A 20,257-nucleotide genomic window follows, 5' to 3' on the forward strand; every position below is an offset into this window, starting at 1 on the left:
GACGAGAGGGCTCCTGCCACCCGGGGCGCACGGGGCGCCCTGGGACGGACGTACCGCTCCCGACGGCGCGCCTCCGGTCCGAAGCACGAACCTCCGTCTGCCCTGCCCCCTGGGGCGCAAACTCCGCTTGCTCGAAACCCGCTCACGGGATCTCCGCGGCCGCGCCCGCACAGGGTGGGGCCATGGGTCAGAACACGGGCACGAGGGCGGTGATGCGTTTGCCGCCGGAGGGGAGATCGGCCACCCGGACGTCGCGGGCCAGCCGGCAGACGATCGGCCAGCCGCGGCCGCCCGCGCGCCGTCCTCCTCGCTCGTCGTACGGGTCGACGGCGACGGGCAGCCGGTCGCTGCGATCGCTGACGGAGACCCGCACGGCCCGGCCGTCCACGTCGACGTCGAATCCCGTCATGCCTCCCCCGTGGAGGATGGCGTTGGTGGAGAGCTCCGAGGCGACGAGCAGCGCGTCCGAGAGGCCCTCCTCGTCGTACGGGCACCCGGTGGCCAGCCATCGGCCCGCCACCGCCCGCCGTACGGCGTCGCGGACGTCGGCGGGTCGGCACCGCTCGCGCTCTCCGCACCCGAACGGGTTGTCCGGCGTGTCCACGCGGTCGCTGGAGTGGTTCGTACGCATCCCTTCGCTCCCCTGGCTGTTGCCGAGTGGTGGTGGTCGACGAGCGGGCAGTCACGCCGCCGGCTCCGCCGACCCGCCGCGGCGGGGGCGGCCCGGGGCGGCCGCGCGCCGGCCGCGAGGCGCCCGGACGGGCTACGGCCTCGGCGTGACGGGAGGCGGTCCGCTCGCGCCGGCGGTCCGGGGCCTCTCTTCTTTCGGCTGGCCGCCCCGGTCGCGGCCAAACCTCCCGGACGGGGAGCAATCGTCGGTCCGGGCCTGGGTAGGCGGAGTACATGATGGATGTCGTGGACTCGGACGAACTGCTGCGCCGCATCCAGCGGGCCAGGACCCGCGCGCAAGAGGAGGCGCGGGCCTGGCAGGCCCGGGGCGCGGACCTCGTGGACGACGACGCGGACGCGGCGCGTGACGCCCGTACGCGGGGCATCGCCTACCAGGCCGTGCTCGAGGTGCTGGACGAGATCGTGACCCCGGGCCGGTCGGCCGAGGGTCGCTGACCCCGCCGGCGACGACCAGGGCTGCCGCCCGGACCGCGTCAACTGAGGCCGCCCGGACGGCCGATGACGTGAAACGGGTCACGCAACCGGGATTTTGGTGTGCCAAACCCTGCGCGAATGGTTTACCGTTCATACATACGTGGTGGTCGGGGTCGACCCACTTCTCCTCCGCACCCCACGCTCGTACCGCCCTGGCTGGCTTCCCCCGTCCAGCCAGGGCTTTTCTCTGCCCGAACCCGGAAAGTCCCGTCCGCCGAGGTGCCCCGGGCGTCCCGAGCGGCTGAAATGGGAAGAGGCAAGCACCCCCGACGATCGCCGGCGAGAGGCCCGCGCCATGACCAGAGCGACCAAGCTGCTGACCGCTCTCCCCCCGCCCCAGCGCCAGCGTCTGATGGCCCTGGCCCGCGAGGTGTCCTTCCCCGAGGACGCCCGGATCTTCGAGGCGGGCGGTACGGCCGACCGCTTCTGGATCCTGCGCTCCGGTGCGGTCTCGCTCGTCCAGCAGGTGACGTCGCTGCGCCGGGTGACCGTGGCCGGCCTCGGCTCCGGCGACCTGCTCGGCTGGTCGTGGCTGTTCCCGCCGTACCGCTGGGACTTCGGCGCGGAGGCGTTCAGCCCCGTGCGGGCCTACGAGTTCGAGGCGCAGCCGGTGCTCAAGCTGTGCGAGGAGGACCCGGCGCTCGGCCTGACGCTGGTGCGGATCGTGGCCGAGATCCTCGCGCACCGGCTGGAGATGACCCGGGGCAAGCTCATGGAGCAGTACGGGACGCACCGGCGCGGAGTGTTGTAGCGCCCCGCCGCCCGCCCGTGCCCGCCGCGCCACCAGCCCGTATCCGCCCCGCCGCCCGCCCGGGCCCGCCGCGCCGACGCGGGTGCCGGGGCGATACGACCCGGTGCCGTCACCGGCTCAGGCCGCCCCGTGGCCGTCCCGGGTCAGATGCGGTACCGGCGCAGTTCGGGCACCGCGGCCGCCAGGCCCAGCATCGCCACGACCACCAGCAGACCGCCGCCCGTCACGGCCGCGCGGGGTCCGAAGGCCGCCCCCGCCGTGCCGTGCAGCACGTCGGCCAGGCGCGGGCCGCCCGCCACCACGACCGTGAACACGCCCTGCATGCGGCCGCGCATCTCGTCGGTGGCCGCCGACAGCAGGATCGCCCCCCGGAAGACCATGGAGACCATGTCGGCGACGCCGGCGCAGGCCAGGAACAGCACGGCGAACCACAGGCTGCCGCTCAGCCCGAAGCCGGCGATCGCCGCGCCCCACGCGACCACCGCGCCGATGACCATCCAGCCGTGCCGGCGCGCCCGGGAGAACGTGCCGGACAGCAGCCCGCCCGACACCGCGCCGATGGGGATCGCCGCGAACAGCAGCCCGAGGGCGAGGCCCTCGCCGTAGGGGGCGTAGGTCTCGGCGGCGAGCTGCGGGAACAGGGCGCGGGGCATGCCGAAGACCATGGCGATGACGTCGGCGAGGAAGGACAGCAGCAGCACCTTGTGCAGGGCGATGTAGCGGAAGCCCTCCGCGATCTCCCGGATCCCCGCGCGTCGGACGGTCGTGTCGGCCGGCGGAAGCGCGGGCAGGCGGACCACGGCCCACAGGGTGACGCAGAGCGCGACGGCGTCGAGGAGGTACAGCTCCGGCAGGCCGATGACGGGGATCAGGGCGCCCGCGAGCAGCGGGCCCGCGACCAGACCGGTCTGCATCACCGTCGAGCCGAGGGCGTTGGCGGCGGCCAGTTCGCCGGCGGGGACCAGCCGGGCGATGGAGGCGTTGCGAGCCGGCGCGTTCAGGCCGAAGAACGCCTGCTGGGTGGCGAGCAGCAGCATCAGCACGGCCACCGAGCCGAGGCCCGCCGCCGCCTGGAGCCAGAACAGCACCGACGTGAGCGCGATGCCGCTGTTGGTGACCAGCAGCAGCTTGCGCCGGTCGACGGTGTCGGCGACCGCGCCGCCCCACAGCGCGAACAGCACCATCGGCGCCAGTCCGGCCAGGCTCGCGTAGCCGACCCAGGCGGAGGAGCCGGTGATGTCGTAGATCTGCTTGGGCACGGCGACGGCGGTGAGCTGACTGCCCACCGCCGTGACGATGGTGGAGGACCACAGCCGTCGGTAGGCCGGCCGGCGCAGCGGGCGGGTGTCCATCACCCAGCGGCGCCGGGCGCCGCGCGGACGGCCTCGCGGGCTCGGATCGGTATCCCCTGCCTCGGGTGCGGTGCTGCTCTCGCTCGTGTCCACGTGAATCCTGGTTGCTCGATACATCTTTCAGATCGGGAGGTCACTATCGCAGCTCCCGCCTGGGTTCCGCCGCCCCTCGGACACACGATCTCGACAGGCGGGACACCGTCCCGCGACCGACACCCGGACCCGGGTTCCGTCGGGCGGGGCTCAGGCTCCCGCGACGAGCGTCACGCCGAGGGCGATCATCGTGGCGGCGACCAGGCCGTCCAGGACGCGCCAGGCCGAGGGGCGGGACAGGAAGCGGCTGAGGAGCCGGGCCCCGAAGCCCAGCGCGACGAACCAGCACACGCTGGCGAACGCGGCGCCGAGGCCGAAGGTCCAGCGCAGCGGGCCGCGGTCGGCGGCGACGGAACCGAGCAGGAAGACCGTGTCGAGGTAGACGTGCGGGTTGAGCCAGGTCATCGCCAGGCAGGTCAGGACCGCGCGCCGACGGGAGCCCACCGGGTCGCCCCCGGTCGTCAAGGCGCCCGACGGCCGGAACACCCGCCGGGCGGCCAGCGCCCCGTAGCCGAGCAGGAACAGGCCGCCGATCCAGGCGACCGCGGTCAGCGCGCCCGGCCAGGCCGTCACCAGCGCGCCCACGCCGCCCACGCCGAGCGCGATGAGCAGGGCGTCCGAGAGGGCGCAGATCCCGACGACGGCGAGGACCGCCTCCCGTCGGATCCCCTGGCGCAGGACGAAGGCGTTCTGGGCGCCGATGGCGACGATGAGCGAGAGACCGGTGCCGAACCCGGCGGTCGCGGCGGCGAGGGCGTGGGACATGCCGTCCACGCTAGGGAAGCGATCACCGCGCGTACAGCTAAGGATTCTTACGTATCATTAGCCCTCGTGATGACGACGTGATGACGGACCTGCCCCTCGACCAGGTACGGACACTGCTCGCCGTGGTGGACGAGGGCACCTTCGACGCGGCCGCCGCCGCGCTGCACGTGACGCCGTCGGCGGTCAGTCAGCGGGTGAAGGCCCTGGAGCAGCGCACAGGCCGGGTGCTGCTGCTACGCACCAAGCCGGTGCGGGCCACGGAGTCCGGGGAGATCGTCGTGCGGTTCGCCCGCCAGCTGGCCCGGCTGGAGCGCGACACGCGGTCCGAGCTGGGCATGAGCGCGGAGGGCGAGCCCACCCGGGTGACGGTCGCGGTGAACGCCGACTCCCTCGCCACCTGGTTCCTGCCCGCCCTGTCCCGGGTGCCGCAGGACCCGCCGCTCTGTTTCGAACTGCACCGCGAGGACGAGACGCGCACGGCGGAACTGCTGCGCGAGGGGCTGGTGATGGCCGCCGTGACCTCGTCGCCCGACGCGGTGACCGGCTGCTCCGTGCGCGCGCTGGGCACGATGCGCTATCTGGCCGCCGCGAGCCCGGAGTTCGCGGCCCGCCATCTGGCCGACGGGCCGCTGCGCGAGACCCTCCCCGGGGCGCCCGTGATGACGCTGGACCGCAACGACGACCTCCAGGACGTTTTCGTGCGCGGCCTGCGGCGCGGGGCGGGCGGCGCGAGCACCCTGCGCCACGCCGTGCCGACCTCGGAGGGCTTCGTGGCGTCGATCGTCGCGGGCTTCGGCTGGGGCATGGTCCCCGAAGCGCAGGCCGAAGCGCCGTTGCGGGCCGGCCGGCTGCTCTCCCTCGCCCCGCGGCGCCCTGTCGACGTCCCGCTGTACTGGCAGCAGTGGCGGCTCGACTCGCCCGCGCTGGCCGCGGTCGCGGACGCGGTGGCGGCGACGGCGGCCGGCGCCCTGCACCCGCCGCCCGCCGTCCGGGACGGGCCACAGCGGTAACCGACCGACCGGCCGCGCAGGAGACGCCCAGCCCCGCAGGAGACGTCCGGCCGCCGCCAGCCGGCAGAGCGTTCGGCCCGGTCAGGGCACAGCGGCCCGTCAGGACGCGGCGGGCCCGTCGCAGGCGCGGCGGGCCCGTCAAGACGCAGCCGGCCCCTCCAGGAGCAGCCGCCTCGAGGAGCAGTCGCCCCCTCAACGCGCGGCGGGCCGGTTCTCCCGCAGTGTCGCCAGCCGGGTCTGGGCGCTGTCCAGCAGCATCTCCAGCGCGGTCGGGTAGGCGCTGGTCACCATGCGGGTGGACAGCAACGCGGCCGCCTCGGCGATCCGGGGGTGGGTCTCGGCGGGCAGCCGGGCGTAGGTCGAGCGCCACATCCCGTCGTCGGCGCGCTGCGCTGCGCGCGGCAGGGCGAGTGCCGCGGCGTCCAGGGCGGCGAAGGCCAGGGTCTGGTCGATGAAGGCGTGGTAGATCCGCACGGTCTCCGGCAGCGGGAAGCCGGCCGTGCGCAGCACGTCCAACACGGCCTCGTCGGCGGCGAGTTCGTTGGCCCGGCCGGTGACCCGGCTCGTGGTGAGCTGCGCGGCCTGCGGGTGGGCGACATAGGCGGCGTGGATGCGCACGCCGACGGCGTGCAGGTCGGCCCGCCACTGTCCCGTCGGCCGCCAGCCGCACAGCGCCTCGCCGATGAGGGCGTCGCCGATGGCGAGCGTGAGGTCGTCCATGCCCCGGAAGTAGCGGTAGAGCGTGCTGGGGTCGCAGTCGAGGGCGAGGCCGAGGCGGCGGGCCGTGAGCCCGGTACTGCCGTGTTCGCGCAGCAGCCGCAGCGCGGTCTCGACGATCAGCCGCTCGGACAGCACCGTGCCGCTCCTGGTGGGCCGGCGTCTGCGCCGCTTCTCCTCGGGCACCACCTGCTTGGCCATACGTCCCGCACGCTCCTTCCGGCCTGTCGCCGTCGTGCCCTCGACACCGGGCACCACCCTTATGCCAACGCCATTGACCTTACGCGTGCCCCGGACGTTGTATCGGTGCCGGGCCCCGCTTCGCACCCGTCGTTCTCAGGTTCAGCCGAGGGAGTTCTTCTCATGCGTGTCCTGCTCGTTGGCGCCGGCGGTGTGGGCACCGCCGTCACCCGCATCGCCGCCCGCCGTCCGTTCTTCGAGGCGATGGTGGTCGCCGACTACGATCCCGCCCGCGCGGAGACGGCCGTCGCCGCCTTGGACGGCGACGAGCGGTTCCTCGCCGAGCGGATCGACGCCGCCGACGAGGCGGCCGTGGCCGCCCTGCTCGCCCGGCACCGCTGCGACGTTCTGCTCAACGCCACCGACCCGCGGTTCGTGATGCCGCTGTTCGGCGCGGCACGCACGGCGGGCGCCACCTATGTCGACATGGCGATGTCGCTGTCCCGTCCGCACCCGGAGCGGCCGCACGAGGAGTGCGGCGTCAAGCTCGGCGACGACCAGTTCGCCAAGGCCGACGACTGGGCCGCCGCCGGCGCCCTGGCACTCGTCGGCATGGGCGTCGAGCCGGGTCTCTCGGACGTCTTCGCCCGGTACGCGGCCGACGAACTGTTCGACGAGATCGAGGAGATCGGCATCCGCGACGGCGCGAACCTCACCGTCGAGGGCTACGACTTCGCGCCCTCCTTCAGCATCTGGACCACGATCGAGGAGTGCCTGAACCCTCCGGTCGTCTACGAGGCCGACCGCGGCTGGTTCACCACCGCCCCCTTCAGCGAGCCCGAGGTGTTCGACTTCCCCGAGGGCATCGGGCCGGTCGAGTGCGTCAACGTGGAGCACGAGGAGGTGCTGCTCGTGCCCCGCTGGGTGAAGGCGGACCGGGTCACCTTCAAGTACGGCCTGGGCGAGGAGTTCGTCGAGACGCTCAAGACGCTGCACCGCCTGGGACTGGACGGCACCACGCCGGTGACGGTGCCGAGCGCGCGGGGGCCGGTGCGGGTCTCGCCCCGGGACGTGGTCGCCGCCTGTCTGCCCGACCCGGCGACGCTGGGCGAGCTCATGCACGGCAAGACCTGCGCGGGCACGTGGGTGCGCGGCGTCAAGGACGGTGCGCCGCGCGAGGTGTACCTGTACCACGTGGTCGACAACCAGTGGTCGACGGCCGAGTACGGCAGCCAGGCCGTGGTGTGGCAGACGGCGGTCAACCCGGTCGTCGCCCTCGAACTGCTCGCGACGGGCGCCTGGTCGGGGGCGGGCGTCCTCGGGCCCGAGGCGTTCCCGGCCCGCCCGTTCCTCGACCTGCTGACGGAGTACGGCTCGCCGTGGGGGCTGCGCGAGCAGTGAACGCCTTTCCGGGCGCGCCTGTTTCACTTCCGTCTCGCCGGTGACCCGATCGGGAGCAACGTATCCGGCACAGCACAGACGACGCGATCGCAGGTGACTTCGATGGACGACTGGCGACAGCACGCCGCGTGCCGCCGCGAGGACCCGGACCTCTTCTTCCCGATCGGAACCTCGGGCCCGGCACTGATGCAGGAGGAACAGGCGAAGACGGTCTGCCGGCGCTGCCCCGTGCGCGAGGCGTGCCTGGAGTGGGCCATGGAGACCGACCAGACGCTCGGCGTATGGGGCGGCACGAGCGAGACGGAACGCCGCGCCCTGAAGCGGCGCACCAAGGCACGACGCAGTTCGTGACCGGGTGAGCGCGTGAGCGCGGGTCGGACGGGCCGAGAGCACGGCCCGTCCGACCCGGTCGCGTCGCGGTCGGCTACGGCGTGGCGGGCTTGCCCGGGCCGTACAGCCAGGTCCGGAACAGGTCGCCGAGGTCCTGGCCGGAGACCCGTTCCGCGAGGCGTTCGAACTGGGCGGTGGTGCCGTTGCCGTAGCGGTGTGCGGCCGCCCAGGCGCGCAGGATGCCGAAGAAGGCGCGGTCCCCGACGGTGGTGCGCAGGACGTGCAGGGTCATGGCGCCACGGGCGTAGACCGGCGTGCCGAAGATGTTCGCGCCGCTGCCGGGGTCGCCGGGCGGGAACGCCCACAGCCCGTCGGTCGCCGGACGGGCGTACAGGGCGTCGAAGGTCTTCTGGGCGCTGTCGCCGCCGTGCTGCTCGGCGTAGAGCCATTCGGCGTAGGTGGCGAAGCCCTCGTTGAGCCAGATGTCCTTCCAGGACGTGAGGGAGACGGAGTCTCCGAACCACTGGTGGGCGCTCTCGTGGACGAGGGTGCTCAGGGAGGGCGCCCGGTCGTACACCGGCCGGGTCTGGGTCTCCAGGGCGTAGCCGACGTTCGGGGCGTGGTCGACGATCGAGCCGGCGGCGCGGAACGGGTAGGGCCCGAACAGCCGGCTCTCCCACTCCAGGACGGAGGGCAGCTTCTTCAGCACCGGGGCGGCGGCCTCGGCCTCGCGCGGGTCGACGGCGTTGTAGACCCTGAGTCCGTCGCGGGTGGTGTACTGCTCGACCTGGAACTTCCCGACGGTCGCGGTGGCGAGGTAGGCGGCCATGGGCTCCTTCTGCCGCCAGCGGTAGGTGGTCGTGCCGTGCGCGGTGCGCTGTCCGACCAGGACTCCGTTGGCGACGGCGGCGCGGCCGGCCGGGACGGTGATGGTGAAGTCGTAGGAGGACTTGTCGAGGGGGTGGTTGTTGGCCGGGAACCAGGTCATGGCGCCCTGCGGCTCGCCGGCGACGAACGCGCCGTCGTCGGTGGGGATCCAGCCGTCCAGGGAGCCGTCGGGGTCGGTGACCGGGCCCGGGGTGCCGTGGTAGGTGACCGTGACCTGGAAGCGCTCGCCCTTGCGCAGCGCGCGTTTCGGGGCGACGACGAGTTCCTGGCCCTGGCGGCGGTGTGCGGCCCTGACGTGATCGACCGTCAGGCCGGTGACGTCAAGGCCCTGGAAGTCGAGGTCGAAGCGCGGCAGCCGCTGGGTGGCCCGGGCGGTGAGGACCGCCGTGCCGTCGAGGCGGCGGCTGCCGGGGTCGTAACGCAGGGTCAGGTCGTAGTGGGTCACGTGGTAGCCGCCGTTGCCGGCGAGCGGGAAATAGGGGTCGCCGACGCCGGCGGCGCCTGCCGGTCCGGCCGCGGTGGCGGGTCCCGCCACGGCCAGCAGCGCCGCCACGGCGACGGGGACGGTGGCGGCGACAGCCTCGCGGCGAAGCAGGACGGTGCGTCTGCGGGGGTGCGTCACGTGCGCTCCTGTGGGGGTTGCGGGTGATCAACCGTCCCTCAGAGTAGAGACCGGACGCCCCGGGGATCCCTCTCATTCAGGTCAAGCCGAGCGGTGCCGTCGGACGCCCCGGGCCTACGATCGACGCGATCCGCCGACCCGAGGACGGCCACCATGAAGGTCCGCGTACGTCGCGTCTACGACCCGCCCGAGCCGGAGGACGGCGTGCGGGTGCTGGTCGACCGGCTGTGGCCGCGTGGCGTGTCCAAGGAGACGGCCCGCGTGGACGAGTGGCCCAAGGGCCTCACCCCGTCCACGGAACTGCGCCGTTGGTACCACGCGGGCGAGGGCTCCCACGAGGAGTTCGCCCGCCGTCACGAGGCGGAGCTCACCGAGCCCGAGGCATCTGAACTCCTCGACCACGTGCGCGAGTTGATGGCGAAGGGACCGGTGACGCTGCTCACCTCCGCGAAGTCACCGGAGCGGAGTCACACGGCGGTGCTGGTCCGCCTGTTGACGGCGGACCAGCGCTGAGGTCAGCCGGTCTGCTGCGCCGCCGCCCGGCCTGCCGCGCGCCCGGAGAAGAGGCAGCCGCCGAGGAAGGTGCCTTCGAGGGCGTTGTAGCCGTGGACGCCGCCGCCGCCGAAGCCGGCCACCTCGCCCGCCGCGTACAGGCCCTCGACCGGCTGCCCGTCGGCGCCCAGGGCGCGTGAGTCCAAGTCGGTCTGGATGCCGCCGAGCGTCTTGCGGGTGAGGACGTGCAGTTTCACGGCGATCAGCGGGCCGGCCGCGGGGTCGAGGACGCGGTGCGGGGTGGCGACGCGGCCGAGCCGGTCGCCGATGTAGCGGCGGGCGTTGCGCATGCCCTGGACCTGGGCGTCCTTGCTGTACGGGTTGGCGATCTGCAGATCGCGGGCCTCGATCTGCCGGCGCAGTCCGTCCACGTCGAGCAGCGGTTTCCCGGTCAGCTCGTTCATCTTCTCGACGAGCTCGTCGAGGGTGTCCGCGATCACGAAGTCCGCGCCGTGGTCGAGGAACGCCTGGACCGGCGCCGGGGCGCCCTTGCCGAGCAGCCGGTCACGCAGGACGGCCTTGCGGTCCTTGGCGGTGATGTCGGGATTCTGCTCGGAGCCCGACAGCGCGAACTCCTTCTCGACGATCTTGCGGGTGAGGATGAACCAGGAGTGGTCGTGCCCGGCGATGTCCTCGGTCGTCCGCAGGTACTTGAGCGTGCCGAGGGTGTCGTAGCCGGGCAGGCACGGGTCGGGCAGCCGGCGGCCGAGGGCGTCGAACCAGAGGGAGGACGGGCCGGGCAGGATACGGATGCCGTGGCCGGGCCAGATGGAGTCCCAGTTCTGGATGCCCTCGGTGTAGTGCCACATGCGGTCGCGGTTGACGAGGCGGACGCCGGCCTCGGCGCTGATGTCGAGCATCCGGCCGTCGACGTAGGCGGGCACGCCGGTCACCATCTCGGCGGGGGGCGTGCCGAGCCGCTCGGGCCAGTAGCGCCGCACGATGTCGTGGTCGGCGCCGATGCCGCCGCTGGTGACGACGACGGCCCGGGCGGTCAGCTCGAAGGCGCCGATCGCTTCGCGGCTGGAGGCGACGCCGCGCGCGCAGTCGTCGGGGGCGAGGACCGTGCCGCGTACGCCGCGGGCGGCGCCGTCCTCCATGATCAGCTCGTCCACGCGGTGGCGGTGACAGAAGGTCAGCAGTCCGTCCCTGGCGGCCTGCTTGGCGTAGCGGACGAACGGCTCGACGACGCCGGTGCCCGTCCCCCAGGCGACGTGGAAGCGGGGTACGGAGTTGCCGTGCCCGTCGGCGCGCAGATCGCCGCGCTCGGCCCAGCCGACGGTCGGCACGAAGGAGATCCCGTGCCCGGCGAGCCAGCTGCGCTTCTCCCCCGCCGCCCACTCCACGTAGGCGCGCGCCCAGCGCACCGCCCAGGAGTCCTCGTCCTCGGTCCGGTCGAACTGCGCGCTGCCCTGCCAGTCGTTCCAGGCGAGGTCGAAGGAGTCCTTGATGCCGAGGCGGCGCTGCTCCGGGGAGTCGACGAGGAAGAGCCCGCCGAAGGACCAGAAGGCCTGGCCGCCGAGGTTGGCGGCGTTCTCCTGGTCGACCAGGGCGACCCGCCGGCCTCTGCTGGTGAGTTCGTGCGCCGCGACCAGGCCGGCGAGGCCCGCTCCGACGACGATGACGTCCGCGTCCATGGCGTCCGTTGCCCTTCTGTCCGAGTCTGTCTGAGTCCGTCTGTGGTGGTGCGCGTGGGTGTCAGGCGTGGCGTCCGCTGCCGTCGGTCAGCAGCGCGGTGAGCAGTTGCTTGAGCCAGGCGCGTGCGCCGTTCACGTCCTTGTCCAGCAGCAGTTGGGTGGTGACGCCGTCGTAGGCGGCGACCACCGCGCGGGCGGCGCAGTCGCCGTCGCCGAGCACGGCGGGCAGGGGGGTGTGACCGCGGGCCCGGGACAGCCGGTCGGCGATCGCTCGGCGCAGTCGGGCCCGGTGTTCGAGCAGGGTCTGCGCGACGGCGGGGTCGCGGGCGGCGTGCACCAGGAAGTCCGTTTTGACCAGCAGCCAGTCCAGGTCGAGGAGGAGCACCTCGGTGACGCGGTCCACGGAGGCCGGCACGTCCAGGTCGGGCCCGCCGCCGGCGAGGGCGTCGGCGACCTGCCGGGCGATGACGTCCGCCCGCTCCTGGTAGAGGGCGAAGAACAGCTCGTCCAGGCTGCCGAAGTTGGAGTAGAAGGCGCCTCTGCTGTAACCGGCGGCCTCGCAGACCTCCTCGATGGAGACCCGGCCGAAGCCCTTGGCGGCGAACACGGCGAAGGCGGCGTCGAGCAGGTTGGCACGCGTGCGGACGCGGCGCCGGGTGACCCGTCCCGTCGTCTGCTGCTGCGTCGCCATGGCCGCACCTCCGTTCGATACGCGAATGTATCCGATACACCGATGCATCGAAAGGCCCCCGACCGAGCAGCCCCGACCCCTGAGAGGCACGCCCCGGCGGGGCGCGCCACCACACCGCAAGCCGAACACAGTTTCGATTAAGGCGTACGCTGGAACCATGACAGCGCACCACCTCCAGGGCTCCCTCTTCGACCAGACCGACGAGCTGCGCCTCGGCACCCTCGACGGGCTGCGACGCACCGTGCTCGGCGCGGGCGCCTGGATCGACGTGCTGCCGGGCTGGCTCGCCGGTTCGGACGTCCTGTTCGAACACCTCGCGGCCGAGGTCCCGTGGCGTGCCGAACAGCGCAGGATGTACGACGACGTCGTCGCGGTGCCGCGGCTGCTGGCCTTCTACGGTGAGCGCGAGGCGCTGCCCCACCCGGTGCTGGACGAGGCGCGCCGGGCACTGTCCGCGCACTACGCCGGGGAACTGGGCGAGCCCTTCGTCACCGCCGGCCTCTGCCACTACCGCGACGGCCGGGACAGCGTCGCCTGGCACGGCGACCGGATCGGCCGGGGCGCCGACCAGGACACGATGGTCGCGATCCTCTCCGTGGGCTCCCCGCGCGACCTGCTGCTGCGTCCCGCACGCGGGGGCGGGACGGTGCGGCGACCGCTCGGCCACGGCGACCTGATCGTCATGGGCGGCTCCTGCCAGCGGACCTGGGAGCACTGCGTCCCCAAGTCCGGACGCGCCGCGGGGCCGCGCATCAGCATCCAGTTCCGCCCGCGCGGAGTGCGGTGACGGTGTGCGGTGACGGTCGCGCGGAGTGCGGTGACGACCGGGCGCGGGCGGAGCATCGACCTCAGGCGGCCCGCCGCGGGCGGCCGGCCACGGCTGCGGCCTACCCGGAGCCCCGCCGTCCGCATCCGTCCGGTGATCTGCTTTGCTGTCCCCCGTCGAGCACGAACCTCCAGGACAACGAACCTCCAGGACACGGGGACGGCCATGCGGGCAGACGTACGGCAAGTGGCGGACGGCACCTACCTGGTGCACGGCTCGCACACCAACTGGGTGATCCTCTGCGAGGGGGACGCCTTCACCCTGATCGACACCGGTTACCCGGGTGACCGCGAGCAGGTCCTCGACTCCCTGGCGGCGGTGGGCGGTTCACCCGAGGCGCTCGCCGCCGTGCTGATCACCCACGCCCACAACGACCACCTGGGCTCCGCCGAACACCTGCGCTCGGAGTACGGCGTTCCGGTCTATCTGCATGAGGCCGAAGTCCCGCACGCCCGCCGGGAGTTCCTCCAGCAGGTGAGCGTCGGCGCGGTCCTCAGGAACGCCTGGCGGCCCGGTGTCGTGCCGTGGCTGGTGCACGTGCTGCGCTCCGGCGGCACCGAGCAGCACCCGGTCACCGCGCCCGAGGCGTTCCCGGTCACCGACGGCCCACTCGACCTGCCCGGCCAGCCGGTCCCCGTGCACACCCCGGGCCACACCGACGGCCACACGGTGTACCACCTGCCGCAGGCCGGGATCGTCGTCTCCGGCGACGCGCTGGTCAGCGCTCACGCGACCTCACGGGTGAAGGGGCCGCAGCTCCTGCCGGACATGTTCCACCACGAGCGGGCCCGCGCGGTGGCGTCGCTGGACGTGATCGGCGGCCTGGCGGGCGATCGGCTGCTGCCCGGGCACGGCCCGCTGCACGAGGGGTCCGTGCGGGCGGCGGCCGAGCTGGCCCGCGAACGCGCCGTCTAAGGTCGGGCCATGGCTTTGCAGATCAGCGCCACCAACCCGGAGCACCCGGCACTCCTGCTGGAGCTGCCCTGGCACCTGCCCCTGGAGGAGTGGCCCGAGGAGGTCCTCGTCCCGCTGCCGCGCGGCATCTCCCGCCACGTCGTGCGCTACGCCCGGGCCGGCGACGAGGTCATCGCCGTCAAGGAGCTCGCCGAACGGCCCGCGCTGCGCGAGTACGAGCTGCTGCGCGACCTGGACCGGCTCGGCATCCCCTCCGTCGACCCGCTGGCCGTGGTCACCGGGCGCACCGAACCGGGCGGCGGTGATCTGGAGCCGGTGCTGGTCACCCGGCATCTGGGCGGTTCGCTGCCGTACCGGTCGATGTTCGAGACGACGATGCGCCCGGCGACCATGCACCGGCTGATGGACGCCCTCGCCGTGCTCCTGGTGCGGCTGCACCTGGCCGGTTTCGCGTGGGGCGACTGCTCGCTGTCCAACACGCTGTTCCGGCGGGACGCGGGGGCCTACGCCGCCTACCTCGTGGACGCCGAGACCGGTGATCTGCACCCGCAGCTCAGCCCCGGCCAGCGCGACTACGACCTCGAGCTCGCCCGGGTCAACATCAGCGGCGAACTGCTCGACCTGGAGGCCTCCGGGGCGCTGCACCCGTCCGTCGACCCTGTCGAGTTCGGCACCGAGATCTGCGGCCGCTACGGGGCGCTGTGGCAGGAGCTGACCCGCACCTCGGTGTACCCGGCGGGCAAGTACCACTACATCGAGCGCCGCATCCGCCGGCTCAACGAACTCGGCTTCGACGTCGCGGAGATGCAGATCGAGCACTCCTCCAACGGTGACTCGGTGGCCTTCGTGCCGAAGGTCGTGGACGCCGGCCACCACCAGCGCCAGCTGCTGCGCCTGACCGGTCTGGACACCGAGGAGAACCAGGCCCGGCGGCTGCTCAGCGACCTCGAGAGCTGGATGGCCACCCAGGACGACTACGCCCCGGGCGACCCCCTCGCGGCCCGCCCGGAGGTGCTCGCGCACCGCTGGGTGCGGGACGTGTTCCGGCCCACCGTGCGCGAGGTCCCCCTCGAGCTGCGCGGCTCCATGGACCCGGCGGAGATCTACCACGAGCTGCTGGAGCACCGCTGGTACCTCTCGGAGCGCGCGCAGCACGACATCGGGGTCGACACGGTGGTCGCCGACTACATCCAGAACATCCTGCCCAAGGCGCGCGAGACCCTGGAACCGACGCTCCCGGAGTGAGCCGGCCCCGCCTCAGCCCTACGGCAGTCCTGCGTCAGCCCTGCGCAGCCCTGAATCAGCCATGCGGCACGACGGCGACCGGGCAGTCCGCGTGATGCAGGACGCCGTGCGCCACCGACCCGATCCGGGCGCCCACGGCCGTGCGGTGGGCGCGTCGGCCGACGACCATCAGCTGCGCCCGGCCGGACACCGAGAGCAGCACCTGCCCGGCGCTGCCCATCTCCACGTGCTCCACCACCGGAACGTCCGGGAACCGCTTCCGCCACGGTTCCAGGGCGGCGGCCAGCGCGTTCTTCTCGTACGGCTCGAGACCGCCGGCCTCGTCGGCGAGCCGGAGCGAGCCGGGGCTGTAGGCGAACACGGGCGGCAGCGTCCAGGCCCGGACGGCGCGCACCGCCGCGCCGCGCGCGGCGGCCGTCTCGAAGGCGAACCCCAGGGCGGGGGCGCTGTCCTCGGGCTCGCCCTGCTGACCGACGACGATCTCCTGTCCGCCGGCCTCGGCCGACGCCCGGTCGCCCGCCCGCACCAGCACCACCGGGCGCGCGGCCTCGGCGATCACCTGCCGCCCGACCGAGCCCAGCAGGAACCCCACGACCGGCCCGTGTCCGCGGGAGCCGAGCACCAGCAGCTCCGCCTCCGCCGCCGCGGCGACCAGCGTCTCGACCGGGCCGCCCTCCCGCACGTCGGTGGCTACGGCCAGCGCGGGGTGCCGTTCGGCGATCTCCGCGACGGCCCGCCCGGCCGCGTCCCGCACCCAGCGTTCCTGCGCGTCCCGGCCGGCCACGTCCTGCGCCGCGTTCGGCTGGAACCGCCAGGCGTGCACCACCCGCAGCTCCAGGTCGCGCCGGACGGCCTCGCGGGCCGCCCAGGCGAGCGCCGCGCGGCTCTCGTCCGTCCCGTCGACCCCTGCCGTGATCGGGCCCGTCATCCCGCCGCCTCCTCGTGTCGTGATCACATCCGTCGGGCCCCAGTCTTCACTACGCTGCGGGCATGGCTTTGGAGTGGGAGCAAGTGATCGTCGACGCGGCCGATCCGGTGGCGCTCGGGCGCTGGTGGGCGGCGGCCCTCGGATGGGTGGTGGTCGACGAATCGGCCGACGAGTACGAGATCCGGCCGGAGCGGGACCGGCTGCCGGGCCTGCTGTTCGGCCGGGCGCCGGACACGAAGACGGTCAAGAACCGGCTCCACCTGGACTTCCGGCCGGACGACCGGGACGCCGAGGTCGCCCGTCTGGTCTCCCTGGGGGCTCGGCACGTGGACATCGGCCAGGGCGAGCAGACGTGGGTGGTGCTGGCCGACCCGGAGGGCAACGAGTTCTGCGTGCTGGCGTCACGGCGGACGCCTTGACCGAGCGCGCCCCGCGCTGTGCCGGCAGTGCACGGTCCCGGGACAACTCCGAGCGGACCCCGTCCGTCGAACATACGATGGGCACATCCGGCGCGGGCTTCGCCGTGCCGTCGTGAGCGACGACCCTCTCGGGGTGGGAGACGTATGGCACAGGCCGCCGATTCGGCGCGGACCGTCATCCTGACCGTGGACGACGACCCGGGGGTATCCCGTGCCGTCGCCCGTGATCTGCGGCGCCGCTACGGCGCCGGGTACCGGATCGTGCGCGCCGAGTCCGGGGAGTCAGCGCTGGAGGCGCTGCGCGAGCTGAAGCTGCGCGGCGACCTGGTGGCGGTGATCCTGGCCGACTACCGGATGCCGCAGATGAACGGCATCGAGTTCCTCGAACAGGCGTTGGACGTGTATCCGGGCGCCCGGCGGGTGCTGCTGACCGCCTACGCGGACACGAGCGCGGCGATCGACGCGATCAACGTCGTCGACCTCGACCACTACCTGCTGAAACCGTGGGACCCGCCGGAGGAGAAGCTCTACCCCGTCCTGGACGACCTGCTGGACGCCTGGCGCGCCAGTGACTACCGGCCCGTGCCCGCCACCAAGGTCGTCGGGCACCGCTGGTCGGCGCGGTCCTCCCAGGTGCGGGAGTTCCTGGCCCGCAACCAGGTGCCCTACCGGTGGTACTCCGCCGACGAACCCGAGGGGCAGCGGCTGCTGGCCGCGGCCGGCGTGGACGGGCAGCGGCTCCCGCTGGTGGTCACCGCGCAGGGCACCCCCCTGGTCGAACCGGACGCGCCCGAGCTGGCCGCCCAGGTGGGGCTGGCGACCACGCCGACGGCCGAGTTCTACGACCTGGTGGTGATCGGCGGCGGCCCGGCCGGGCTCGGCGCGGCCGTGTACGGGGCCTCCGAGGGGCTGCGGACGGTTCTCGTGGAACGCTCGGCGACCGGCGGACAGGCCGGGCAGAGCTCCCGCATCGAGAACTACCTGGGCTTCCCGGACGGGGTGTCCGGGGGTCAGCTCACCGAGCGGGCGCGCCGCCAGGCCGCCAAGTTCGGCGCGGAGATCCTCACCGCGCGCGAGGTGACCGGGCTCGAGGTCAACGGGTCCGCGCGGGTGGTGCGCTTCTCGGACGGCTCGGCGGTGGCCGCGCACAGTGTGATCCTCGCGACGGGCGTGTCCTACCGGCAGTTGGCGGCCCCGGGCTGCGACGACCTGACCGGCTGCGGGGTGTTCTACGGGTCCGCGCTCACGGAGGCGGCCTCCTGTCAGGGGCAGGACGTGTACATCGTGGGCGGCGCCAACTCGGCCGGGCAGGCGGCGATGTACCTGTCGCGGGGCGCCAAGTCCGTGACGCTGCTGGTGCGCGGGGAGTCGCTCGCGGCGTCGATGTCGCACTACCTGATCCAGCAGATCGAGGAGGCGCCCAACATCTCGGTGCGCGCCGGACGGTCGTCGAGAGCGCGCACGGTGAGGGGCGCCTGGAACAGCTGACCCTGCGGGACGTGACCACCGGGCAGCGTGAACTCGTCGACGCGCGGTGGCTGTTCGTGTTCATCGGCGCGGCCCCGCTGACCGGCTGGCTGGACGGCGCGGTGCTGCGCGACGAGCGCGGGTTCATCCTCGCCGGCCCCGACCTCACACCGGACGGGCGGCCGCCGGCGGACTGGGAGCTGGACCGGCCGCCGTACCACCTGGAGACCAACATCCCCGGCGTGTTCGTGGCGGGCGACGCGCGCGCCGAGTCCGCGAAACGCGTCGCGTCCGCCGTCGGAGAGGGAGCCATGGCCGTGATGCTCGTCCACCGTTACCTGGAGCAGTCGTGAGCGGGCGGCTGATGCCGTGCAGCCCGGGCGAGATCAGCTCGCTGTTCCTGTTCGAGAAGCTCTCCCCCGACCAGCTGGGACGGCTGTGCGGCGAGGGGCGGGTGGAGAAGTTCGAGCCCGGCCCGGTGTACACCGAGGGCGATCCGGCGACCTGCTTCTACGTGATGATCGAGGGCTCGGTCGTGATGTACCGGCGGGTCGGCGGGGACGACATCGAGGTCAGTCGCACCTCCCAGCGCGGGGTGTACGCCGGGGCCATGCAGGCCTACCTGGGCGACCGGGTGCCGCAGGTCTACCAGAACTCGATGCGGGTGACGGAGCCGACCCGGTTCTTCGTGCTGCCCGCCGAGTCGTTCTCGGCGGTCATGCAGGAGTGGTTCCCGATGGCTGCCCACCTGCTGGAGGGGCTGTTCTTCGGCTCGAAGAACACCCAGCGGGCCGTCGGCCAGCGCGAACGGCTGCTGGCGCTGGGTTCGCTGTCGGCCGGTCTCACGCACGAGCTGAACAACCCGGCGGCGGCGGCCGTGCGGGCCACCGCCACGCTGCGCGAACGGGTGGCGAAGATGCGGCACAAGCTGGCCGTGATCGCCTCCGGCGGCTACGACCCGGCGGCGCTGACCCGGCTGATCGAGATCCAGGAGCGCACGGCCGAACTGGTCGCCAAGGCACCGACGTTGAGTCCGCTGGAGGCCTCCGACCGGGAGGACGCGCTCACCGACTGGCTGGACGACCACGACATCGCGGAGGGCTGGCGGATCGCGCCGACCTTCGTGCAGGCCGGACTCGACGTGGACTGGCTGGAGCAGGTGGCGGACGCCGTCGACGAGGACATCCTGCCGGGCGCGATCGGATGGCTCAACTACACCGTCGAGACCGAGCTGTTGATGGACGAGATCGACGACTCGACCAACCGCATCTCCCATCTCGTCGACGCCGCCAAGCAGTACTCCCAGCTCGACCGCGCCCCCTACCGGGTCGTCGACGTGCACGAACTCCTCGACTCCACCCTGCTGATGCTCGGCGGCAAGATCGGCCGGCGCATCCAGGTCGTCAAGGACTATGACCGGACCCTGCCGAAGATCCCCGCCTACCCTGCCGAGCTCAACCAGGTGTGGACGAACCTCGTCGACAACGCCGTGTTCGCCGTCGACAGCGCCGGCGGCGACGGCACGTTGACCGTGCGGACCGCGCGCGAGGGCGACCGGCTGCTGGTGGAGTTCCGCGACACCGGCCCCGGCATCCCGCCGGACATCCGGGGCCGTATCTTCGACCCGTTCTTCACCACCAAACCGGTCGGCGAGGGCACCGGCCTGGGCCTGGACATCTCGTGGCGGATCGTCGTCAACAAGCACCACGGCAACCTGCACGTCGAGTCCGCGCCGGGCGACACCCGCTTCCAGGTCCTGCTGCCGCTGACCGCCCCCGATCCCAGCGCCGACGGCGACCAGGACCCCGGGACCGAGACCCCCGACACCCCCGAGACCGCCGAGGAGCCCGTATGACCGACGTGGACGGCATCGACCCGAGCGTCCCGCCCAGCGGCGACGGCTGCGTCGACTGCGACGCCGCGGGCGGCTGGTGGTTCCACCTGCGGCGGTGTGCGAGCTGCGGGCACGTCGGCTGCTGCGACTCCTCCCCCGCCCAGCACGCCACGGCCCACTACAAGGCCACCGGGCATCCCCTGGTCCGCAGCTTCGAGCCGGGCGAGGAGTGGTTCTGGGACTACTCCTCGGACGAGCTCTACGAGTCGGGGCCGGAACTGGCCCCGCCGGTCAGCCACCCCGCGGACCAGCCGGCGCCGGGGCCGGCCGGGCGGGTGCCGCAGGACTGGGCGCGAGCGCTGCACCGCTGACGCCGCCGGGCCCCGCTCCCTGCCCCGCTCCTGGCCTCCCTTGCGTCCTCGCTCCCGGTCTCCGTCCCTGGTCGCGGCCCGCCTCGTCGGTGGCGCGTG

The 20,257-nt window shown here is 73.2% G+C and carries 20 protein-coding genes and 1 pseudogene; 13 read left to right on the plus strand and 8 right to left on the minus strand.

The window, feature by feature from the left end:
• Nucleotides 1–187: 187 nt before the first annotated feature.
• A complete protein-coding gene (locus QA802_RS02165; protein WP_334517700.1) occupies nucleotides 188–631 on the minus strand; it encodes an ATP-binding protein in 444 nt (147 codons plus the stop codon).
• 272 nt (nucleotides 632–903) lie between these two features.
• On the opposite strand from QA802_RS02165, the gene QA802_RS02170 reads away from it, so the two are divergent.
• On the plus strand, nucleotides 904–1,125 hold the full coding sequence (locus QA802_RS02170; protein ID WP_334517701.1) for a hypothetical protein: 222 nt from the start codon (nucleotides 904–906) through the stop codon (nucleotides 1,123–1,125).
• A 334-nt stretch (nucleotides 1,126–1,459) separates the two neighbouring features.
• A complete protein-coding gene (locus tag QA802_RS02175) occupies nucleotides 1,460–1,915 on the plus strand; it encodes a cyclic nucleotide-binding domain-containing protein (RefSeq protein WP_319165530.1) in 456 nt (151 codons plus the stop codon).
• Nucleotides 1,916–2,058: 143 nt separating this feature from the next.
• Here the strand turns inward: QA802_RS02175 and QA802_RS02180 are convergent, their stop codons facing one another.
• Both QA802_RS02180 and QA802_RS02185 read right to left on the minus strand, forming a co-directional pair.
• Complete coding sequence (locus tag QA802_RS02180) at nucleotides 2,059–3,360, minus strand: MFS transporter (RefSeq protein ID WP_319165529.1); 1,302 nt, start codon at nucleotides 3,358–3,360, stop codon at nucleotides 2,059–2,061.
• A gap of 150 nt (nucleotides 3,361–3,510) precedes the next feature.
• The gene (locus QA802_RS02185; protein WP_334517706.1) at nucleotides 3,511–4,125 is read right to left on the minus strand and encodes a LysE/ArgO family amino acid transporter; all 615 of its coding nucleotides are present in this window, start codon (nucleotides 4,123–4,125) and stop codon (nucleotides 3,511–3,513) included.
• Between the two features lie 80 nt (nucleotides 4,126–4,205).
• Here QA802_RS02185 and QA802_RS02190 point away from each other — a divergent pair, with 80 nt between their 5' ends.
• Nucleotides 4,206–5,135, plus strand: a complete 930-nt coding sequence (locus QA802_RS02190; RefSeq protein ID WP_334517707.1) for a LysR family transcriptional regulator ArgP — start codon at nucleotides 4,206–4,208, stop codon at nucleotides 5,133–5,135.
• Between the two features lie 192 nt (nucleotides 5,136–5,327).
• Here QA802_RS02190 and QA802_RS02195 read toward each other — a convergent pair whose 3' ends face one another.
• A complete protein-coding gene (locus QA802_RS02195) occupies nucleotides 5,328–6,053 on the minus strand; it encodes a TetR/AcrR family transcriptional regulator (RefSeq protein ID WP_334517708.1) in 726 nt (241 codons plus the stop codon).
• A gap of 162 nt (nucleotides 6,054–6,215) precedes the next feature.
• Between QA802_RS02195 and QA802_RS02200 the strand changes: the two genes are divergently transcribed.
• Nucleotides 6,216–7,433 carry a saccharopine dehydrogenase family protein gene (locus QA802_RS02200; protein ID WP_334517709.1) on the plus strand — a complete coding sequence of 406 codons (1,218 nt, stop codon included), beginning with the start codon at nucleotides 6,216–6,218 and terminating at the stop codon, nucleotides 7,431–7,433.
• 102 nt (nucleotides 7,434–7,535) lie between these two features.
• Nucleotides 7,536–7,784, plus strand: a complete 249-nt coding sequence (locus QA802_RS02205; RefSeq protein ID WP_319165524.1) for a WhiB family transcriptional regulator — start codon at nucleotides 7,536–7,538, stop codon at nucleotides 7,782–7,784.
• Nucleotides 7,785–7,857: 73 nt separating this feature from the next.
• On the opposite strand, the gene QA802_RS02210 is transcribed toward QA802_RS02205, so the two are convergent.
• Complete coding sequence (locus QA802_RS02210; protein ID WP_334517712.1) at nucleotides 7,858–9,273, minus strand: M1 family metallopeptidase; 1,416 nt, start codon at nucleotides 9,271–9,273, stop codon at nucleotides 7,858–7,860.
• Between the two features lie 153 nt (nucleotides 9,274–9,426).
• Between QA802_RS02210 and QA802_RS02215 the strand changes: the two genes are divergently transcribed.
• Nucleotides 9,427–9,786: a DUF488 domain-containing protein gene (locus tag QA802_RS02215; RefSeq protein WP_334517713.1), complete on the plus strand. Its 360-nt coding sequence runs from the start codon at nucleotides 9,427–9,429 to the stop codon at nucleotides 9,784–9,786.
• A 2-nt stretch (nucleotides 9,787–9,788) separates the two neighbouring features.
• On the opposite strand, the gene QA802_RS02220 is transcribed toward QA802_RS02215, so the two are convergent.
• Nucleotides 9,789–11,462: an FAD-binding dehydrogenase gene (locus QA802_RS02220; RefSeq protein ID WP_334517714.1), complete on the minus strand. Its 1,674-nt coding sequence runs from the start codon at nucleotides 11,460–11,462 to the stop codon at nucleotides 9,789–9,791.
• A gap of 61 nt (nucleotides 11,463–11,523) precedes the next feature.
• On the minus strand, nucleotides 11,524–12,153 hold the full coding sequence (locus QA802_RS02225) for a TetR/AcrR family transcriptional regulator (protein WP_334517715.1): 630 nt from the start codon (nucleotides 12,151–12,153) through the stop codon (nucleotides 11,524–11,526).
• Between the two features lie 157 nt (nucleotides 12,154–12,310).
• On the opposite strand from QA802_RS02225, the gene QA802_RS02230 reads away from it, so the two are divergent.
• The 3 genes from QA802_RS02230 (at nucleotide 12,311) to QA802_RS02240 (ending at nucleotide 15,139) form a co-directional block, all read left to right on the plus strand.
• Nucleotides 12,311–12,940 (plus strand): alpha-ketoglutarate-dependent dioxygenase AlkB, encoded by a 630-nt coding sequence (locus QA802_RS02230; RefSeq protein WP_334517716.1) that lies wholly within the window; start codon nucleotides 12,311–12,313, stop codon nucleotides 12,938–12,940.
• Between the two features lie 204 nt (nucleotides 12,941–13,144).
• The gene (locus QA802_RS02235) at nucleotides 13,145–13,894 is read left to right on the plus strand and encodes an MBL fold metallo-hydrolase (RefSeq protein ID WP_334517718.1); all 750 of its coding nucleotides are present in this window, start codon (nucleotides 13,145–13,147) and stop codon (nucleotides 13,892–13,894) included.
• 9 nt (nucleotides 13,895–13,903) lie between these two features.
• Nucleotides 13,904–15,139 carry a DUF4032 domain-containing protein gene (locus tag QA802_RS02240; protein WP_334517720.1) on the plus strand — a complete coding sequence of 412 codons (1,236 nt, stop codon included), beginning with the start codon at nucleotides 13,904–13,906 and terminating at the stop codon, nucleotides 15,137–15,139.
• A gap of 55 nt (nucleotides 15,140–15,194) precedes the next feature.
• Here QA802_RS02240 and QA802_RS02245 read toward each other — a convergent pair whose 3' ends face one another.
• Nucleotides 15,195–16,067, minus strand: a complete 873-nt coding sequence (locus tag QA802_RS02245; RefSeq protein ID WP_334517721.1) for a universal stress protein — start codon at nucleotides 16,065–16,067, stop codon at nucleotides 15,195–15,197.
• 62 nt (nucleotides 16,068–16,129) lie between these two features.
• Here QA802_RS02245 and QA802_RS02250 point away from each other — a divergent pair, with 62 nt between their 5' ends.
• The 4 genes and pseudogenes from QA802_RS02250 to QA802_RS02265 all read left to right on the plus strand — a co-directional run bounded on the left by QA802_RS02250 (nucleotide 16,130) and on the right by QA802_RS02265 (nucleotide 20,158).
• Nucleotides 16,130–16,486 (plus strand): VOC family protein, encoded by a 357-nt coding sequence (locus QA802_RS02250; protein WP_334517722.1) that lies wholly within the window; start codon nucleotides 16,130–16,132, stop codon nucleotides 16,484–16,486.
• A 144-nt stretch (nucleotides 16,487–16,630) separates the two neighbouring features.
• A pseudogene (locus tag QA802_RS02255) lies at nucleotides 16,631–18,306 on the plus strand (NAD(P)/FAD-dependent oxidoreductase).
• A gap of 11 nt (nucleotides 18,307–18,317) precedes the next feature.
• A complete protein-coding gene (locus QA802_RS02260) occupies nucleotides 18,318–19,808 on the plus strand; it encodes an ATP-binding protein (protein WP_443042252.1) in 1,491 nt (496 codons plus the stop codon).
• Entirely contained in the window at nucleotides 19,805–20,158 is a 354-nt protein-coding gene (locus QA802_RS02265; RefSeq protein WP_334517725.1) for a UBP-type zinc finger domain-containing protein, read from the plus strand. The genes QA802_RS02260 and QA802_RS02265 overlap by 4 nt, the downstream gene beginning before the upstream one ends.
• Nucleotides 20,159–20,257: the final 99 nt, after the last annotated feature.

This window comes from Streptomyces sp. B21-105 (assembly GCF_036898465.1).
Taxonomy (GTDB): Bacteria; Actinomycetota; Actinomycetes; order Streptomycetales; family Streptomycetaceae; genus Streptomyces.